Source organism: Legionella sp. 39-23, from assembly GCF_001897665.1.
Classification (GTDB): Bacteria; Pseudomonadota; Gammaproteobacteria; order Legionellales; family Legionellaceae; genus Legionella; species Legionella steelei.
In genome coordinates, this window is the sequence record NZ_MKTO01000042.1 from 70701 (window position 1) to 87426 (window position 16726).

The following is a 16726-nucleotide window of genomic DNA, read 5'->3' on the forward strand; positions in this document are numbered from 1 at the left end:
ATGATGCAGGCAAATTGGAGCTTAATTCTTAATGTCCTGTTGTTAATTGGGGTTATTGTAGCAATTGGGCGCTTAATGAAAGCTCGAAGACAGAGCTTAAATCCAGAACGTTATCAACCTAACCTGGGAACACCAGTAAAAAGTGCAGATAACACACAGAATTATAATGATGACATTATTGCAGTCCGCAAAATTAATGCTACGGACCCCAATAATGAAATGGAAGCTGATGAGGAAGTGCAATTACTTAAAACGAATACTGTAAAACCTTCACAACCACGTTTGATGCCTTTGGACGATGAAGCGCAAATCGAGTTAAAGGTTGAGCCCAAACCAGCACCAAAGGTGGAGGTCGAACCTTCAACAAAAACAGATACTCCAACTACTTTAATGATGTTTTTACTTGCAAAAGAAAACCGACAATTTGCAGGATATGAGCTATTACAAACTGTTTTGGCGGCTGGTTTACGTTTTGGTGAAGGGAGTTTATTCCACCGCCACCAATATCCTAACGGCCAAGGTCCGGTTTTATGCAGTTTAGCAGCGGCAACTGCCACTGGAGTTTTTGATTTACAAAATATTGGTGCTTTTAGTGTACGAGGCCTTTGTTTGTACATGCATTCTTCTAAAAATCCCGGTATTGATATAGAGCGGTTTGCTGTCATGTTGGAAACCGCGCGACAATTAAGTGAGGGGCTAGATGCTCATTTGCTTGATGATCAGCGTAAGCCATTAACAGAAGAACGTATTGCTCGTTTTCACCGTCTTTTGCAAATTAATCAGTCTCATTTTGAGTCTGCTGCCGTATGAATATTGCTGTTATCCCTCGCTACGCTCGGGATGACGATGAACACTGCTGTACTATGCTACAGCAGGTAGGCTGGGCTGTTAAGCCCAGCATTGTTGAGTTAATTCTTTCCTCTGTCCATCATGAAACCCCTACTGTAAGCTCACTTAACAAGTGTTTATCCATTGGTCTTAAAGAAAGAAATATATTAGCATTGTTACATACTGGGGCTTAGCAGCCCAGCCTACGGTTATTTAGCTTTGTCAACAAATTACCTAACACATATAGGGATGACGACGAACACGCCGCTGTATTAATGCTACAGTATTTGTAGAATAAGAATTCAGACTGTTTTTCCTGTGATTACCCTCTTGAACTCTATGCGCAAGTGTTAGTACACTAGACTTTTAGCCAAGCCTTAATATTATGAACCTAAATACTGTTGCTGCATTACTTACTCAACCATGTCAGATCAGTGCTGAACTTACTGGTATTTGTACTGATAGTCGTGAACTAAAACCAGGAAGTTTATTTATTGCCATCCGGGGGGAGCGCTTTGACGGGCATGATTTTATAAAGGAAGCAGAGGCGCAGGGTGCAATCGCTGCAGTAGTTAATTATGCTGTAGACGGTGTGAGCATGCCACAATTCGTTGTTCCTGATCCAATACAAGCCCTAGCTAAAATAGCAGCGGCACATCGACAAGATATACATTGCCCTGTTATTGCATTGACTGGATCCAATGGGAAAACCACAACTAAAGAAATGATCGCGGCCATTTTACCCTCTCCCTCACATGCAACTCGAGGAAATTTCAATAATCATATTGGCGCACCTTTAAGTGTGTTACAACTGAATAACCAACATCGTTATGCAGTTTTTGAATTAGGTGCAAATCATCCTGGTGAAATCGCCCATACTGTGGCAATTGTTCATCCTGATGTGACCTTAATTAATAACATTGCTCCTGCCCATGTGGAAGGTTTTGGTTCCATAGATGGCGTTGCGCGCGCCAAAGGAGAAATTCATCAGGGTTTGTCACTTGCAGGTGTTGCGGTGGTGAATGACGATGATGCTTATGCTCATTTTTGGGACGAATTATTGCTTGATAAAAAAGTACTCCGTTTTTCTTTGGATCATACGGCCGATGTTTACGCACAAGATGTGCAATTAGATGACTCTGGTTGTGGACAGTTTTCTTTAATCATCCCTAATGGACGAGCTGATATTCATTTAAAAGTTCCTGGTCTGCATAATGTTCGTAATGCTCTGGCTGCTGCGGCGTGTTGCCATGCAGTAGGTATTTCCGTAAAAGAGATCCAACAAGGATTAAATCGATTTGGTGGTGTAAAAGGACGCCTAACTGTCCTTGAAGGAAAAAATCAATCTACTGTAATTGATGATACTTATAATGCAAACTTACGCTCTGTTTTAGCTGCTTTAGAAGTATTGGCGGAATGTCCAGGGAATAAAATTTTTGTGTTCGGGGATATGGGTGAATTGGGTGCTTGGGCAACTCAGCATCACCAGGAAGTTGGATTTGCAGCGCGTCGGTTGGGTATTAATCAGTTACTCAGCTGCGGAGCCAATAGCAAATTAGCTGCTGAATCATTTGGTGTTGGTGGTGAGCATTTCATTACCCAGGAACAATTAATACAAAATCTCGTAGAAAAGTTGTCACCAGATACGGTTGTTTTGGTAAAAGGTTCTCGATCCAGTGCAATGGAAAAGATTGTACATCAGCTGATATAAGTTGACTTTAGTTTGTATGACAATAAATAAGTAGTCGGTCACCTAGGATATGAATTGTGATGAATGGTTGATTTTGAGTATAGGTATACCAAATACGACTGTGCTCTGAAACAAGGCGACTAGATACATGAATAATTGCGTTAATAATCCAAGAAATTTTTTTATACGATGCTGAATGGTATGTAGGTTTATGGTATGCTTGGCCGCTTTTTTGGCCCATTATCCTGTTGGGCTTACTTAACAAAAACCCATCGGGCGTGTTTACAATTTGCTAGATTGAGTCACAAGGCTTTGCGACCAAGAGAGTAGAGTTTGTAAGTAGGCTTTTATTGGGGTTAACAAGAGGAACAATTATGCTCTACTGGCTAACGCAGCTATTCCAAGGACAGTATCATGCGTTAAGAGTTTTCCAATACCTGACCTTCAGATCTATTTTAGCTTCTTTGACTGCGCTTATAGTGGGACTAGTCTGTGGGCCGCTGATGATTCGCTGGTTACGTGGTTTGCAGATTGGTCAGATGGTGAGGGATGATGGTCCCCAAACCCATTTATCAAAAGCTGGAACCCCAACTATGGGTGGGGTCTTAATCTTGTTGGCTATTACCGTGAGCTGTTTGCTTTGGGGGGATTTACAACAGTCCAGTTTATGGCTTGTCCTTTTAGTGACCCTTGCAAATGGGGTCGTAGGTTGGGTCGATGATTATCGTAAATTAGTATTAAAAAATAGCAAAGGATTACCTGCACGCTGGAAATATTTTTGGCAATCAATTATTGCGCTTATTGCAGTTATTTACTTATATATGCATGCCACTTTACCTGTCCATACTCAGCTTACTGTTCCTTTTTTTAAATCCTTAACTATAGGTTTAGGTATCTTCTTTCCTGTTCTGGGTTATTTTGTAATTGTAGGGAGCTCTAATGCAGTGAACCTGACTGACGGCCTAGATGGCTTAGCAATTATGCCTATAGTCATGGTGGCTGGGGCTTTGGGGATCTTTGCTTATGCTTCCAGTAATGCTGTTTATGCACCCTATTTAGGAATACCCTATGTTCCTAATACCGGGGAGTTAACGATTTTTTGCTCCTCAATTGTTGGCGCAGGACTTGGTTTTCTTTGGTACAATAGTTATCCCGCACAGGTATTTATGGGAGATGTTGGTTCTTTAGCTTTAGGAGCGGCTTTAGGTATTGTTGCGGTAGTTGTCCGCGAGGAATTGGTTTTATTAATGATGGGTGGCTTATTTGTCATTGAGACTATTTCTGTTATTTTACAGGTAGGTTATTTTAAGTACACTCATGGTAAACGTTTATTCCGAATGGCTCCTTTACATCATCATTTTGAATTAAAAGGATGGTCAGAGCCTAAAATAATTGTCAGATTTTGGATTATCACTGTTGTTTTTGTATTATGCGGATTGGCCACTTTGAAACTTCGATAAAAAGGATACACTCATGAATCCTCCTTTGTATTTGGTTGCAGGTTTGGGTAAAACAGGAGTATCGATAGCGCGATATTTACGTAGAAAAAATATACCTTTTCTTGCTTTTGATACACGTGCCCAAGCTCCAAGTGTCGCTGAGTTTACAAAAGAATTTCCAGATATCCCTGTTTATACGCAACACATGCCTGATGAAATAATCGCTCAGCTGTCAGATATTATCGCAAGCCCCGGGTTATCCTTAGATACTCCTTTTTTAAAGAAAGCCATGCAGATGGGCATAGATGTATACGGTGATATAGAATGTTTGGCTCGAGAGATTCATGCTCCGGTGATTGCAATTACTGGAACCAATGGAAAATCTACCGTGACCACCTTAGTAGGGGAAATGGCGAAAGCTGCAGGATATAAAGTTGCCGTAGCTGGAAATATAGGAACCCCTGTTCTCGATATGCTCCATGATGGTCATCAGTATGATTTATGGGTTTTGGAGTTGTCTAGCTTTCAATTAGACCTAACTTATTCTTTGGCCCCAATTGCGGCAACTATTCTGAATGTAACCCCCGACCATTTAGACCGGCATCATACTATGGAGGCTTATGCCCAAGCCAAACAACGGGTGTATCACCAAGCACAGGTTGCACTATTTAATCGCGATGATCCTTATACTGTTCCTACTGCAGGAGTTAACCGTATTTCTTTTGGTGCTGATGCACCTGAACAAAACAATTGGGGTTTGATCACTCAAGAAGAGAAAATATACTTGGCGAAAGGGGATGCGTGCATTTTGCCAGTTGATTCTATATTGATCAAAGGAGTTCACAATTGGCTTAATGCGCTAGCTGCTTCTGCTTTAGCTGATGCGGCAGGTATGTCTTATCAACACATTACGAGTGTATTGACTTCATTTACGGGGTTACCTCATCGTTGTCAATGGGTGCGAACTCTTGATGGCGTTGATTGGATTAATGATTCAAAAGGGACGAACATTGGTGCAACCATCTCTGCTATTAATGGAATAGGAGGTTCTATGCAAGGAAAAATTGTACTTATTGCTGGAGGGCAAGGAAAGGGGGCTGATTTTAGCGAGTTAGCTCAACCTATAGCTGATTATGTTCGCTCTATCATTTTGATTGGTGAAGATGCGGATAAGCTGGAAGCAGCTTTAGCTAATGTAGTGCCAATCGCACGTGCGTCCTCATTGGATAATGCGGTAGCGGTAGCTAAATCGCAAGCAAAACGAGGAGATGTTGTTTTATTGTCTCCAGCATGCGCTAGTTTGGATATGTTCCGTGATTTTAATCATCGCGGTGAATCGTTTGCTTCATTAGTGAATGGATTGTAATCGATGCGACCTAGACATCTGAATCAAAGGGGCAAGCCAGTCAGCAAGCCTATTTCACTTTATGATAAATGGCTAATTAGCGTAGTTATTGCTTTGATGATCATCGGGCTGATGATGGTCGCTTCAAGTTCGGTCATGATCTCTACTAAATATTTCCATCAACCATTTCATTTTTTAATTCGCCAATCATGTTATTTATTTGCTGGTTTAATGATCGCCCTTATTGTGATTAGGACGGATAGTAGTGTTTGGGAGCGTATCAGCATGCCGATGCTACTCATTTGTTTGTTGCTGTTGCTCATCGTATTAATTCCAGGCATAGGTCGTACAGTCAATGGCAGTCGGCGATGGTTAGCTTTGGGACCAATAGGTATCCAAGTATCCGAACTCGCAAAACTTACTATGATTTTTTATCTTTCAGGGTATTTAGTACGTCAACAACAAGCGGTCAGTAACAGTATCTTGGGTTTTATTAAGCCCATGGTGATTTTAGGTGCTGTTTCGTTTTTGTTATTACTTGAGCCTGATTTTGGTGCTACAGTGGTAATTTCTGGCACGGTTATGGCCATGTTATTTCTAGCTGGTGTAAAATTACGCTATTATATAGGTTTGATGCTCGTTGTTATGGCAGCACTGGCATTTTTAGCAGTTTCATCTCCATATAGGGTGGCTCGCTTAACTGCGTTTTTAGATCCTTGGGCAGATCAGTATAATAGTGGTTATCAGCTGACTCAATCCTTGATTGCATTTGGTCGAGGAGGGTGGTTTGGTGCTGGTTTGGGAGAAAGTATTCAGAAGTTATTGTATTTGCCAGAAGCTCATACTGACTTTTTATTTGCTGTTTTAGCAGAGGAATTGGGATTAATTGGTATTTTAATGGTTATGACCTTATACGCTATATTAGTAATTAGAGGTTTGACTATTGCATATAATGCTCATGCACAAGAGCGATTGTTTGCTTCATATACCGCTTATGGTTTAACTTTTTGGTTAGGGTTACAAGCCGCCATTAATATGGGCGTTAACTCGGGTTTACTACCCACAAAAGGGCTAACTTTACCATTAATGAGTTATGGTGGTGCAAGTATGGTTATCAATTGTATTGTAATTGCGTTATTATTGCGCATTGATCATGAGAATCGTTGGCAAGCTCTGGGATTAGGGCCATTGTCAGCATAAGGGGGCGTGTGTGGGTAAGTCAGGACAATTTATAGCTTCAAGGATGGGCTGTGTAGAACAAATACATTTTGTTGGAATTGGTGGAGTCGGTATGTGCGGTATCGCTGAGGTATTACATTACCAAGGATATCGTATTACTGGATCTGATTTGGGTGAAGGCAGTACAGTACAAAGACTAAAATCTTTAGGTATTCCCGTTTTTACGGGGCATAAAGCCGAACATATAAAGGGTGCCGATGTTGTAGTGCGTTCTTCGGCTGTTGGCATGAACAATCCGGAAATTGTGGCTGCTCGTGAACAAATGATTCCAGTAATCCCACGCGCGGCGATGCTTGCTGAACTCATGCGCTTTCGTCATGGTATTGCAGTTGCTGGTACTCACGGCAAAACAACCACTACAAGCCTTGTCAGTAGCCTCCTGGCTGAAGGTGGTTTGGATCCTAGTTTCGTGATTGGTGGAAAATTAAATAGTCTGGGAGTCAATGCGCAACTTGGTCAATCTCCGTATTTTGTTGTTGAAGCGGATGAAAGTGATGCATCATTCCTATTCTTAAAGCCCATGATGGCCATAGTGACTAATATTGATGCAGATCACATGGATACTTATGAGAATGATTTTGATAAATTAAGAACAACATTTCTTGAGTTTTTACATCATCTGCCTTTTTATGGCTTAGCAGTGGTATGTATTGATGACGAAGAAGTGCGTAAGATTCTCCCTGCTATTGAACGACCGACGTTGACTTACGGATTTGCTGAAGAAGCTCATTACCGTGCGATTAATTGGACGCAAAATGAACTGGTTAGTGAGTTTACTGTGGTGCGTCCCGTGCCTTATACTGAATTAAAAATTCAATTTCAGTATCCAGGCCGTCACAATGTATTAAATGCATTGGCTTCTATTGCAATTGCAACACAATTAGGTGTTGATGATGCTTCTATTGTCCGTGCTTTGGCAAAATTTCAAGGTGTTGGCCGTCGTTTTCAAATGTTGGGTGAGAAAAGATTTGAGAATGGTTCAGCCTTAGTTGTCGATGATTATGGCCACCATCCTCAAGAAATTCTATCAACTATAGATGCATTTCGACATGTTTGGCCAAATAAACGACTTATCCATGTATTTCAACCACATCGTTATACAAGAACTCAATCCTTACAGGAACAATTTGTCGATGTGTTAAGTCTTGCTGATGAGTTGTTCTTATTTGACATCTATTCTGCTGGTGAACCTGAAATTCCTGGGATAACCAGTGAGGGTCTGGCGCAAAAAATTAGAAATAAAGATAAGAAAGTAACGCTTGTCAATGAACAATCGCTGAAGACGAAGCTGAATCAATTCATTAAAGATGGTGATGTGATTTTAATGCAAGGTGCAGGAAGTATTGGTCAAATTGCTGTGAACTTGATGAAAGAACTGTGAGCAACATGAGTCCAACTGATGCTTGTAACCTTGATGGTGAATTTCAGGGCGCCTTGCTTTATAATGAGCCTTTGGCTGAATATACTACTTGGCGCGTTGGTGGCCCTGCTTCTAAGCTTTATAAACCCAAAAGTATTACAGATTTGGCCTTATTTCTTCATAAGATTCCTGAAGTAGAATCTTTATTATGGTTAGGACTAGGTTCGAATTCTTTGATCCGCGACGGCGGATTCTCAGGAACTGTGATTCTGACTCAAGGATGCTTAAAAGAAATGACTCTTTTAGATGCCCAGACCGTTAAAGTTGAAGCGGGGGTATCTTGTGCGAGCATGGCGCGTTTTTGTGCACGAAATGATTTAGCCGGTGGCGAGTTTTGGGCAGGAATCCCCGGGACTATGGGAGGAGCTTTGCGAATGAATGCCGGTTGTCATGGTGGCGAGACCTGGCAGTTCGTTGTGGCGCTACAAACCATGAACCGTAAAGGGGAAGTAATAACGCGTAAACCCGAGGAATATGAAGTGGCTTATCGCCATGTTTCAGGACCTCCTGAAGAATGGTTTATTTCAGCTACATTTAAGCTAAATCCTGGGAAGAAAGAAACCTCATTGCAGGTGATAAATGAATTGTTGGAGCGTCGAACCAATACACAACCTACTAACGAATACAATTGTGGATCAGTGTTTCGAAATCCTGTAGGAAATTTTGCAGCTCGGCTTATTGAATCTTGTGGATTAAAAGGGTTCAATATTGGAGGTGCAATGGTTTCTCAGAAGCATGCAAATTTTATTATCAATGATCAAGGAGCAGCAACTGCAGCAGATATTGAAGCATTGATTCATTTGGTACAAACTAAAGTTCGTGAGCAGACAACGATTGAGTTGATGCGCGAAGTTCATATAATCGGAGACCTTTAATGTCCAAGCCTCTTAACCTGGTTCTTCTTTATGGTGGAAAATCTGGGGAACATGAAATCTCATTGATTTCAGCCGCATCTGTTCTTGCACATTTGGATGCTCGAAAATATAACATTATTCCTGTAGCGATGGATAAAGATGGCCTATTTTATCTGCATCAATACCAGGATTTACTTGCCTATAAAGAAAAGCTTCCAGTGGTAACCGAACGCTCAAAACCTTTGGCAGGTTTATTTATTAATGGTCGTTTATCTGTAGATGCGGATGTTGTTTTTCCTGTAGTACATGGCCCTTTATATGAAGATGGGTGTTTACAAGGAATGCTTGAACTAGCCGGTGTAGCTTATGTTGGCTGCGATGTACTGTCTTCGTCCATTGGTATGGATAAAGACATGGCACGTCGCATAGTCTGTGTCGATGGATTAAAGTCAGCAAATTATAAGCTTTTATCCTGGCATAGCTCAGCATCTGAAAGACAACACTTTTGCCAGCAGGTTGCTGAAGAGTTTGGATGGCCTTTATTTGTTAAACCATGTGCAATGGGGTCTAGTGTAGGCATCCATAAAGCAAAAAATATGGCGGAATTACTCGTTGCAGTCGATGATGCGTTACGTTATGACGAAGAGATTTTGGTTGAATCATTTATTTCTGGACGAGAAATTGAACTTTCGGTACTTGAGAGTGCGGTACCCTCGGGAGAACCTAGAGTCAGCATTGCTGGGGAAATACGTGTTAATCATCCAGATGGATTTTATTCTTATTCAGCAAAATATTTGGAAAGTGGGCAAACGGATCTGATTATACCTGCTCCATTGAGCCAGACTTTGTATGAGCAATTAAAAAAAGCGGCTGCTGATATTTTTACACGGTTGAAATGTAAAGGTATGGCGCGTGTAGACTTTTTTGTGAATGATGCGACTGAAACCATTTATTTTAACGAAGTAAACACCTTACCTGGTTTTACTTCAATTAGTATGTATCCCAAATTATGGCAGGCGAGTGGTCTAGCCTATCCTGATTTACTGGATGAGTTGATTCGTATGGCGATGGTTCATCAACATTGCCGTCAGCACTTAGTAACCAATTATTTGTGAAAGCCATGAATAAAAATAGGGATGTTGATTCTGGGAATTTGCGTTATATTTGTTGGTTATTGATATTGACTTTAAGTGCCATGTTCTTGGCTTGCCGATTGGGTTATTATTATGCATCCGATGCAGAACGGTTTCCAATTACCACCATTAAAGTTGCTGCGAATTACGAACATGTAACGCATAAAGAGCTAGAAGGGGTATTAGCAAAATATTTAAGTGATAGCTTTTTTACTTTATCAGTCGGTGGGTTGCAGAATGAGCTAAATGAAATGAGCTGGATAGATACGGCAACAGTAGAGCGTGTTTGGCCAGATACATTGAAAATAAGGCTTGTTGAAAAAAAGCCAGTTGCAATTTGGGATAATGCATTGATGACTGAGGACGGCAGATTATTTAATGAGGGTGCCGTACCAGAGGGTTTAAACTTACCAAAATTAAAAGGACCTCTATCTCAACAAGAAGAAGTCTTACAAGTTTACGAAAAATTGAGTAAGATATTATCAATGTATGGCTTGAACGCTACTGGACTGCATTTACGAGAAAATCAATCCTGGGTATTGCTTTTAGGCAATGATATAAAAATATATTTAGGAAAGAAAGAGTTAGAAGAACGATTGCTGCGTTTTTGTAAAGCATATCCTGCAGTGTTTGCCGAAAAAATTGAGCAATTGTCTAGCGTGGACTTACGTTATCCACGTGGTATGGCAGTGCAGTGGAAACAACAAACGGAACGATAATGGCAAAAAAAATAGAAAAAGAGATTATCACTGGATTGGATATTGGAACTTCAAAAGTAATTGCATTAATTGGAGAAGTAACAACTGATGGTGCAATAGAAATTATCGGCATAGGTCGTCATCCCTCTCGTGGCCTAAAACGTGGCGTAGTAGTTGATATAGAGGCTACGGTGAACTCCATCCAACGTGCTGTTCAAGAAGCAGAACTTATGGCTGGATGTGAGGTGAGAACTGTTTATGCGGGTATTGCCGGTAGCCATATTCGCAGCTTAAATTCGCATGGAATTGTTGCCATTCGCGATAAAGAAGTATCTCAGGCCGATGTAGAGCGCGTGATTGATGCAGCTAAAGCTGTAGCAATACCTGCAGATCAAAAAATTCTGCATGTTTTGCCTCAGGAGTTTATCATAGATCACCAAGGCAGCATTCGCGAACCTGTCGGTATGGCGGGAGTTCGACTAGAATCTCGTGTACATATTGTTACCGGCTCAGTAAGCGCTGCCCAAAATATAGTGAAATGTGTGCGTCGTTGTGGTTTAGAAGTAAATGATATTATTCTGGAGCAATTGGCTTCAAGTCATGCAGTTTTAACTGAGGATGAAAAAGATCTAGGGGTTTGCCTGATTGATATTGGTGGTGGCACCACAGATATTGCAATATTTTGTGAAGGCGCAATCCGACACACAGCGGTCATCCCTATTGCCGGAGATCAAGTGACGAACGATATTGCTATGGCTTTGCGCACGCCTACAAAAGCAGCGGAATCGATTAAACTGAATCATGCGTGTGCTTTAACTGAATTAGCTAACTCAGATCATATGCTGGAAGTTACGAGCGTTAATGATAGGCCAGGAAGAAAAATATCCGCTAAAACTTTATCTGATGTAGTTGCCGCACGATATGAAGAGTTATTTACTCTCGTTCGTAATGAATTACGTCGAAGCGGTTTTGAAGACAGAATGGCTGCTGGTATCGTTCTTACCGGTGGTGCTGCCAATGTTAGAGGCGGTATTGAACTTGCAGAACTTTGTTTTGAAATGCCAGTAAGAAAAGGTTGTGCTCATTATGTTTCTGGATTGGCTGAAGCTACTGAAAATCCTTCATTTGCTACAGGCGTGGGGTTGTTGTTGCAAGGTTACCAACAACAATATGAATCAAACTACAATGTACCTACAATGAATGATAATACTCAAAGTTTGTGGGCAAGAATGAAAGAATGGTTCCAGGGTAATTTTTAGGTTACAAATAATAAAACGAAAACTGGTAATTGATTCTATTTATGGGGTGTGTTGCCGGATTTTTGCTAAAAAGAATAAACATGTGAGGGGAGCAGGGTTATGTTTGAATTAACGGAAGGCCAACACTTTAGTAATAATGCGGTAATTAAGGTTGTGGGTGTTGGTGGCGGCGGTGGTAACGCTGTCGAGCATATGGTTGCAGAGAATATTGACGGAGTTGAGTTTATTTGCGCTAATACCGACGCTCAGGCACTGAGAGGTTCAAATGCGAAAATACACATTCAATTGGGTGATGAGCTGACTAAAGGCTTAGGTGCCGGTGCAAACCCACAAATTGGACGTGAAGCAGCAGAAGAAGATAGAGAGCATATTCGAGAGATCTTAAGTGGTGCAGATATGGTGTTCATTACTGCAGGAATGGGTGGTGGGACTGGAACTGGAGCAGCCCCTGTTTTTGCGGAAATTGCCAAAGAATTAGGTATCCTAACTGTAGCTGTTGTTACGAAACCCTTCTCATTTGAAGGCAAGCAACGTGCAATGGCAGCTGAGGACGGAATTCGTCGTTTAGCGGAACATGTTGATTCTTTAATCACTATTCCTAACAATAAATTACTCAGTGTATTAGGTAAGAACATTAGCCTTCTGAATGCGTTCAAGGCGGCAAATAATGTTTTGCTTGGAGCAGTAAAAGGTATTTCTGATTTAATTACTCGTCCTGGTTTGATTAACGTGGATTTTGCAGACGTACGCACGGTAATGTCCGAAATGGGTATGGCTATGATGGGTACTGGTAGTGCTGTAGGTGAACAAAGAGCGCGTCAAGCTGCTGAAGCAGCGATTGCTTCTCCTCTATTGGAGGATGTGAATTTTTCAGGTGCTCGTGGAATTTTAGTCAATATTACTGCTGGCCTTGATATGTCAATTGGTGAGTTTGAGGAAGTTGGCGACGTAGTCAAAGAGTTTATTTCTGATGATGCAACAGTAGTCGTCGGAACAGTAATTGATCCTGAGATGACAGATGAAATGCGTGTCACTGTGATTGTAACTGGCTTGGGAGATGTAAGACAGCGCCATCAGCAAATGCAGCCGCAACAATCTCATCGTGCACGTTTGCTAGAAACAACACGTAGTGACGGTTCTTTGGACTATCAGCAATTAGAGCGTCCTGCACTGGTTCGTAAACAAGCGCAATCAAACATGTCTTCTGCGGCAAAACAAAATGGTGATAGCATTCCGGATGTAGATTATCTTGATATTCCTGCATTTTTACGTCGGCAAGAAGAGGTATAAGTATTAACCCCACATCAGTACTATGCTAATGTGGGGAAATTTAAGTCTTTGATACAAAAATAATTAGACTAAATATTAAAATATTGATAGGATTCACGAAGTTTTGCGTGCAAAATAAAAAAATTTAGAAAAATGATATTATGAGGAACAAGGTGAGCACTGAATGACAAAACAAAGAACTCCTAAAAAGGTGATCCAGGCAACTGGTGTAGGATTGCATTCCGGTGAAAAAGTGCTTTTAACCTTGAGACCTGCTCCTGTAAATACAGGCATAGTTTTCAGAAGGGTAGATCTTTCACCAGTTGTGGAAATACCCGCGTCTTATGAGAATGTTGGTGATACAATGTTATGTACTACCTTACATCATGGGCCAGTTAAAATTGCAACTGTAGAACATTTACTTTCTGCTTTGGCTGGTTTGGGCATCGATAATGCCTATATTGATGTAAATGGTCCTGAGCTGCCTATTATGGATGGCAGTGCCGCTCCATTTGTTTTCTTGATTCAATCAGCGGGCATACGCGAGCAAAATGCACCTAAAAAGTACATACGTATTCTTAAGCCTATTCGCGTCGAAGACAATGGCAAAATTGTTCAATTTTATCCATATAATGGATATAAAATTTCCTTCACTATTGATTTTGATCATCCAGCGTTCAATGATAAGCCACAAACAGTAAGTTTTGACTTTTCTACAACGTCTTATGTAAAAGAAGTATGCCGAGCACGTACCTTTGGATTTCTTTCCGATTATGAGAAGTTAAGAGAGTGTGATTTAGCTAAAGGCGGAAGTTTAGATAACGCCATTGTTGTTGATGATTATCGTGTGCTTAATGATGATGGACTTCGCTTTGAATCAGAATTTGTTTCTCATAAGGTTTTGGATGCAATCGGCGACCTATACCTGTTAGGTTCTAGTTTGATTGGTGCATTCGAAGGGTACAAGTCAGGTCATGAATTAAATAACAGACTATTACGTGAGCTAATGGCAAGACAAGATGCGTGGGAATATACTTATTTTGATACAGAAGAGTATCTCCCTAAGATGCACGCTGAGTTTTTTCCCCTCGAAGCATAGAAATGTAGCCTGGGTGAAGATTTAATCGAAGCCCAGGAAAACAATATGTTCCTCATCAGGAAACAGCTGTATTGTGGCATTTCCTGCGAAAAAATTTTCCTAATCAAGGTTCACGTACTGATGTGTACTGTACTGACAACTTGCACTCAAATCCAACCATTCGAGTATATGTTAATATAGTAGCCTGGGCTATTACGGAAAAACAAAACCCTATATCCAGTATGATTAGCGGTTATATCGTGAACGCTCCTATTCCTAGTTATGATTTTGCCCTTATCTGTGCTACATTTTATTCAGATTCTTAGTGAATTAACATCAAGATTGGCAAAGGAGCGTTGTGGCATGAAACTTAATATGGGCCTTTTTACTTTTGCGTTGTTCTGCAGTTCATCAATATACTCTGCAAGCACTGAACCACAAAAGACTACTGCTGAACAAGCACTTCATCTGAATTGGCTGGATACCAATATTTCACCGGCTAAGGATTTTTATTCTTATGCAGATGGTAGCTGGCAAAAAAACAACCCAATTCCACCTGATTATTCGAGCTGGGGAAGTTTTAATGTTATCCACGAAAAAGTGCAGAATATCATTCATCAAATGCTAATCAAGGCTTCAGAAAACACCCAGGCCAAGCCAGGCAGTATAGAACAAAAAGTTGGTGATTTTTATTATAGTGGAATGGATGAAAAAAGTATTAATCAGCTCGGCATTAAACCCATTCAGTCTGAATTTGATCGCATTAATCGTTTACAAAATTCAACCGATCTGCAAAATGAAATAGCGCATTTGCATCAAATCGGTGTCGATGTTTTTTTTAATTTTGGGAGCATGCAAGATTTCAAAAACAGTGAAGAGATGATTGGTGCAGCGACACAAGGCGGTCTGGGCTTGCCAGACCGTGATTATTATTTAAAAGATGATGCCAAATTTAAACAAATTCGCGAGGCGTATATCAATCATATTGCGAAGATGTTTGAATTATTAGGTGATGCTCCAGATAAAGCAGCAAAAGAAGCCAATACAGTGATGAAGTTAGAAACACAAATGGCAAAAGTTTCTATGTCTCAGGTTGAGCAACGTAATCCGCATGCGATTTATCATATTATGGATAGGGCACAACTGAGCAAAATAACTCCCGATTTTTCTTGGCCTGCTTATTTTTCAGCAATAGGACAAACTCAGATTAAAAGTATTAATTTAGCCATGCCTGATTTTTTTAAGGACTTGAATAAACAATTAAAAACAGTGCCTATTGATGATTGGAAGACGTATTTGCGTTGGCATTTAATAGATGCTTTTGCTTCTTACTTGTCACAGCCTTTCGTCGATCAAAATTTCAAAATGGTGGCCGTTCTCACTGGGGCCGAGAAAATATTACCGCGATGGAAGAGGGTAGTGAGTACGGAAAATAGTGCGTTAGGTTTTGCTATAGGTAAAATGTATGTAGCTCGTTATTTCTCTCCAGAGGATAAGAAACAGGCTTTGGATATACTCAAAAATATTCGTACTGTTTTACGAGAAGACATCAGCACTTTATCATGGATGACTCCTGATACTCGCGCGGCGGCATTGAAAAAACTCGATATGATGGAAGAACGAGTGGGTTATCCTTCCAAATGGTGGGACTATTCCAAGCTGAAAGTGAACAGAGGTCCGTACGTATTGAACGTGATTAGTGCTAATGAGTTTTTAACTCAGCGTGATCTGAATAAAATCGGCAAACCCATAGATAAAACTGAGTGGGGAATGACACCGCAGACCATCAATGCATATTACGATGCTTCAATGAATAATTTAAATATTCCAGCAGGGATTCTTCAATCGCCATTCTTTGATCCTAATGCACCTGCAGCAGTAAATTATGGAGCCATAGGGTTTGTAATGGGGCATGAAATGACTCATGGATTTGATGATCAAGGATCACAATTTGATGGCCAAGGTAATTTAAAGAATTGGTGGAAGCCAAGCGATCTGGAAAAATTCAAATCAGCAACACAATGCATTGTGAACCAATTTTCGCAATATGTTGTGGATAATGATTTGCGTGTGCAAGGAAAGCTAGTTGTAGGAGAGGCTACTGCTGATTTAGGAGGTATTACACTTGCCTATAGAGCGTTTAAGCATTCGCAGGCATATAAAAATGCACCTACAATTGGTGGTTTGACACCAGATCAGCAATTTTTCCTGGCAACAGCACATGTATGGGCTATGAATATTCGACCCCAACAACTGCGTAATCAAGTAACTACTGATCCTCACCCACCTGCTCGATATAGAGTCAATGGCAGTTTGGCTAATATGCCTCAATTTCAGGAGGCTTTTCATATTCCAGATGATAGCCCAATGGTGAATAAAAGCCGTTGTGTGATTTGGTAATCAATATCGCTCATCTTGAAATATCTCAGGGTGAGCTTAATCGAATTGAATTTAGACTTTTGTATGGACTAAGA

General features: G+C 40.7%; 13 protein-coding genes. All 13 read left to right on the forward strand.

Annotated elements, in window-relative coordinates; translation table 11 throughout:
- Nucleotides 1-3 precede the first annotated feature (3 nt).
- The 13 genes from BGO44_RS16150 to BGO44_RS16210 all read left to right on the forward strand — a co-directional run bounded on the left by BGO44_RS16150 (nt 4) and on the right by BGO44_RS16210 (nt 16652).
- A complete protein-coding gene (locus BGO44_RS16150) occupies nt 4-810 on the forward strand; it encodes a cell division protein ZipA C-terminal FtsZ-binding domain-containing protein (RefSeq protein WP_058509957.1) in 807 nt (268 codons plus the stop codon).
- Between the two features lie 403 nt (nt 811-1213).
- On the forward strand, nt 1214-2539 hold the full coding sequence (locus BGO44_RS16155; RefSeq protein WP_058510837.1) for a UDP-N-acetylmuramoyl-tripeptide--D-alanyl-D-alanine ligase: 1326 nt from the start codon (nt 1214-1216) through the stop codon (nt 2537-2539).
- 353 nt (nt 2540-2892) lie between these two features.
- A complete protein-coding gene (mraY, locus tag BGO44_RS16160; RefSeq protein ID WP_058510836.1) occupies nt 2893-3978 on the forward strand; it encodes a phospho-N-acetylmuramoyl-pentapeptide-transferase in 1086 nt (361 codons plus the stop codon).
- A 13-nt stretch (nt 3979-3991) separates the two neighbouring features.
- Nucleotides 3992-5323, forward strand: a complete 1332-nt coding sequence (murD, locus tag BGO44_RS16165) for a UDP-N-acetylmuramoyl-L-alanine--D-glutamate ligase (RefSeq protein WP_058510835.1) — start codon at nt 3992-3994, stop codon at nt 5321-5323.
- A 3-nt stretch (nt 5324-5326) separates the two neighbouring features.
- The gene (gene ftsW, locus BGO44_RS16170) at nt 5327-6502 is read left to right on the forward strand and encodes a putative lipid II flippase FtsW (RefSeq protein ID WP_273198519.1); all 1176 of its coding nucleotides are present in this window, start codon (nt 5327-5329) and stop codon (nt 6500-6502) included.
- 10 nt (nt 6503-6512) lie between these two features.
- Nucleotides 6513-7922 carry a UDP-N-acetylmuramate--L-alanine ligase gene (gene murC / locus BGO44_RS16175; protein WP_157070723.1) on the forward strand — a complete coding sequence of 470 codons (1410 nt, stop codon included), beginning with the start codon at nt 6513-6515 and terminating at the stop codon, nt 7920-7922.
- 5 nt (nt 7923-7927) lie between these two features.
- Nucleotides 7928-8836 carry a UDP-N-acetylmuramate dehydrogenase gene (gene murB, locus BGO44_RS16180; RefSeq protein ID WP_273198518.1) on the forward strand — a complete coding sequence of 303 codons (909 nt, stop codon included), beginning with the start codon at nt 7928-7930 and terminating at the stop codon, nt 8834-8836.
- The gene (locus tag BGO44_RS16185; protein WP_058510832.1) at nt 8836-9930 is read left to right on the forward strand and encodes a D-alanine--D-alanine ligase family protein; all 1095 of its coding nucleotides are present in this window, start codon (nt 8836-8838) and stop codon (nt 9928-9930) included. The genes murB and BGO44_RS16185 overlap by 1 nt, the downstream gene beginning before the upstream one ends.
- 5 nt (nt 9931-9935) lie before the next feature.
- A complete protein-coding gene (locus BGO44_RS16190; protein WP_058510831.1) occupies nt 9936-10667 on the forward strand; it encodes a cell division protein FtsQ/DivIB in 732 nt (243 codons plus the stop codon).
- On the forward strand, nt 10667-11905 hold the full coding sequence (ftsA, locus tag BGO44_RS16195) for a cell division protein FtsA (protein WP_058510830.1): 1239 nt from the start codon (nt 10667-10669) through the stop codon (nt 11903-11905). The genes BGO44_RS16190 and ftsA overlap by 1 nt, the downstream gene beginning before the upstream one ends.
- Before the next feature lie 99 nt (nt 11906-12004).
- Nucleotides 12005-13195, forward strand: coding sequence for a cell division protein FtsZ (gene ftsZ / locus BGO44_RS16200; RefSeq protein ID WP_058510829.1), 1191 nt, complete (start codon nt 12005-12007; stop codon nt 13193-13195).
- Between the two features lie 163 nt (nt 13196-13358).
- The gene (lpxC, locus tag BGO44_RS16205) at nt 13359-14273 is read left to right on the forward strand and encodes a UDP-3-O-acyl-N-acetylglucosamine deacetylase (protein WP_058510828.1); all 915 of its coding nucleotides are present in this window, start codon (nt 13359-13361) and stop codon (nt 14271-14273) included.
- Between the two features lie 342 nt (nt 14274-14615).
- Nucleotides 14616-16652, forward strand: coding sequence for a M13 family metallopeptidase (locus BGO44_RS16210; RefSeq protein WP_273198514.1), 2037 nt, complete (start codon nt 14616-14618; stop codon nt 16650-16652).
- Nucleotides 16653-16726 lie beyond the last annotated feature (74 nt).

Coding starts and splice junctions, on each gene's coding strand:
- mraY (WP_058510836.1), top strand. CDS start 2,893: ATGCTCTACTGGCTAACGCAGCTATTCCAAGGACAGTATCATGCGTTA.
- lpxC (WP_058510828.1), top strand. CDS start 13,359: ATGACAAAACAAAGAACTCCTAAAAAGGTGATCCAGGCAACTGGTGTA.
- murB (WP_273198518.1), top strand. CDS start 7,928: ATGAGTCCAACTGATGCTTGTAACCTTGATGGTGAATTTCAGGGCGCC.
- BGO44_RS16190 (WP_058510831.1), top strand. CDS start 9,936: ATGAATAAAAATAGGGATGTTGATTCTGGGAATTTGCGTTATATTTGT.
- murD (WP_058510835.1), top strand. CDS start 3,992: ATGAATCCTCCTTTGTATTTGGTTGCAGGTTTGGGTAAAACAGGAGTA.
- BGO44_RS16185 (WP_058510832.1), top strand. CDS start 8,836: ATGTCCAAGCCTCTTAACCTGGTTCTTCTTTATGGTGGAAAATCTGGG.
- ftsW (WP_273198519.1), top strand. CDS start 5,327: ATGCGACCTAGACATCTGAATCAAAGGGGCAAGCCAGTCAGCAAGCCT.
- BGO44_RS16210 (WP_273198514.1), top strand. CDS start 14,616: ATGAAACTTAATATGGGCCTTTTTACTTTTGCGTTGTTCTGCAGTTCA.
- ftsZ (WP_058510829.1), top strand. CDS start 12,005: ATGTTTGAATTAACGGAAGGCCAACACTTTAGTAATAATGCGGTAATT.
- BGO44_RS16150 (WP_058509957.1), top strand. CDS start 4: ATGCAGGCAAATTGGAGCTTAATTCTTAATGTCCTGTTGTTAATTGGG.
- BGO44_RS16155 (WP_058510837.1), top strand. CDS start 1,214: ATGAACCTAAATACTGTTGCTGCATTACTTACTCAACCATGTCAGATC.
- ftsA (WP_058510830.1), top strand. CDS start 10,667: ATGGCAAAAAAAATAGAAAAAGAGATTATCACTGGATTGGATATTGGA.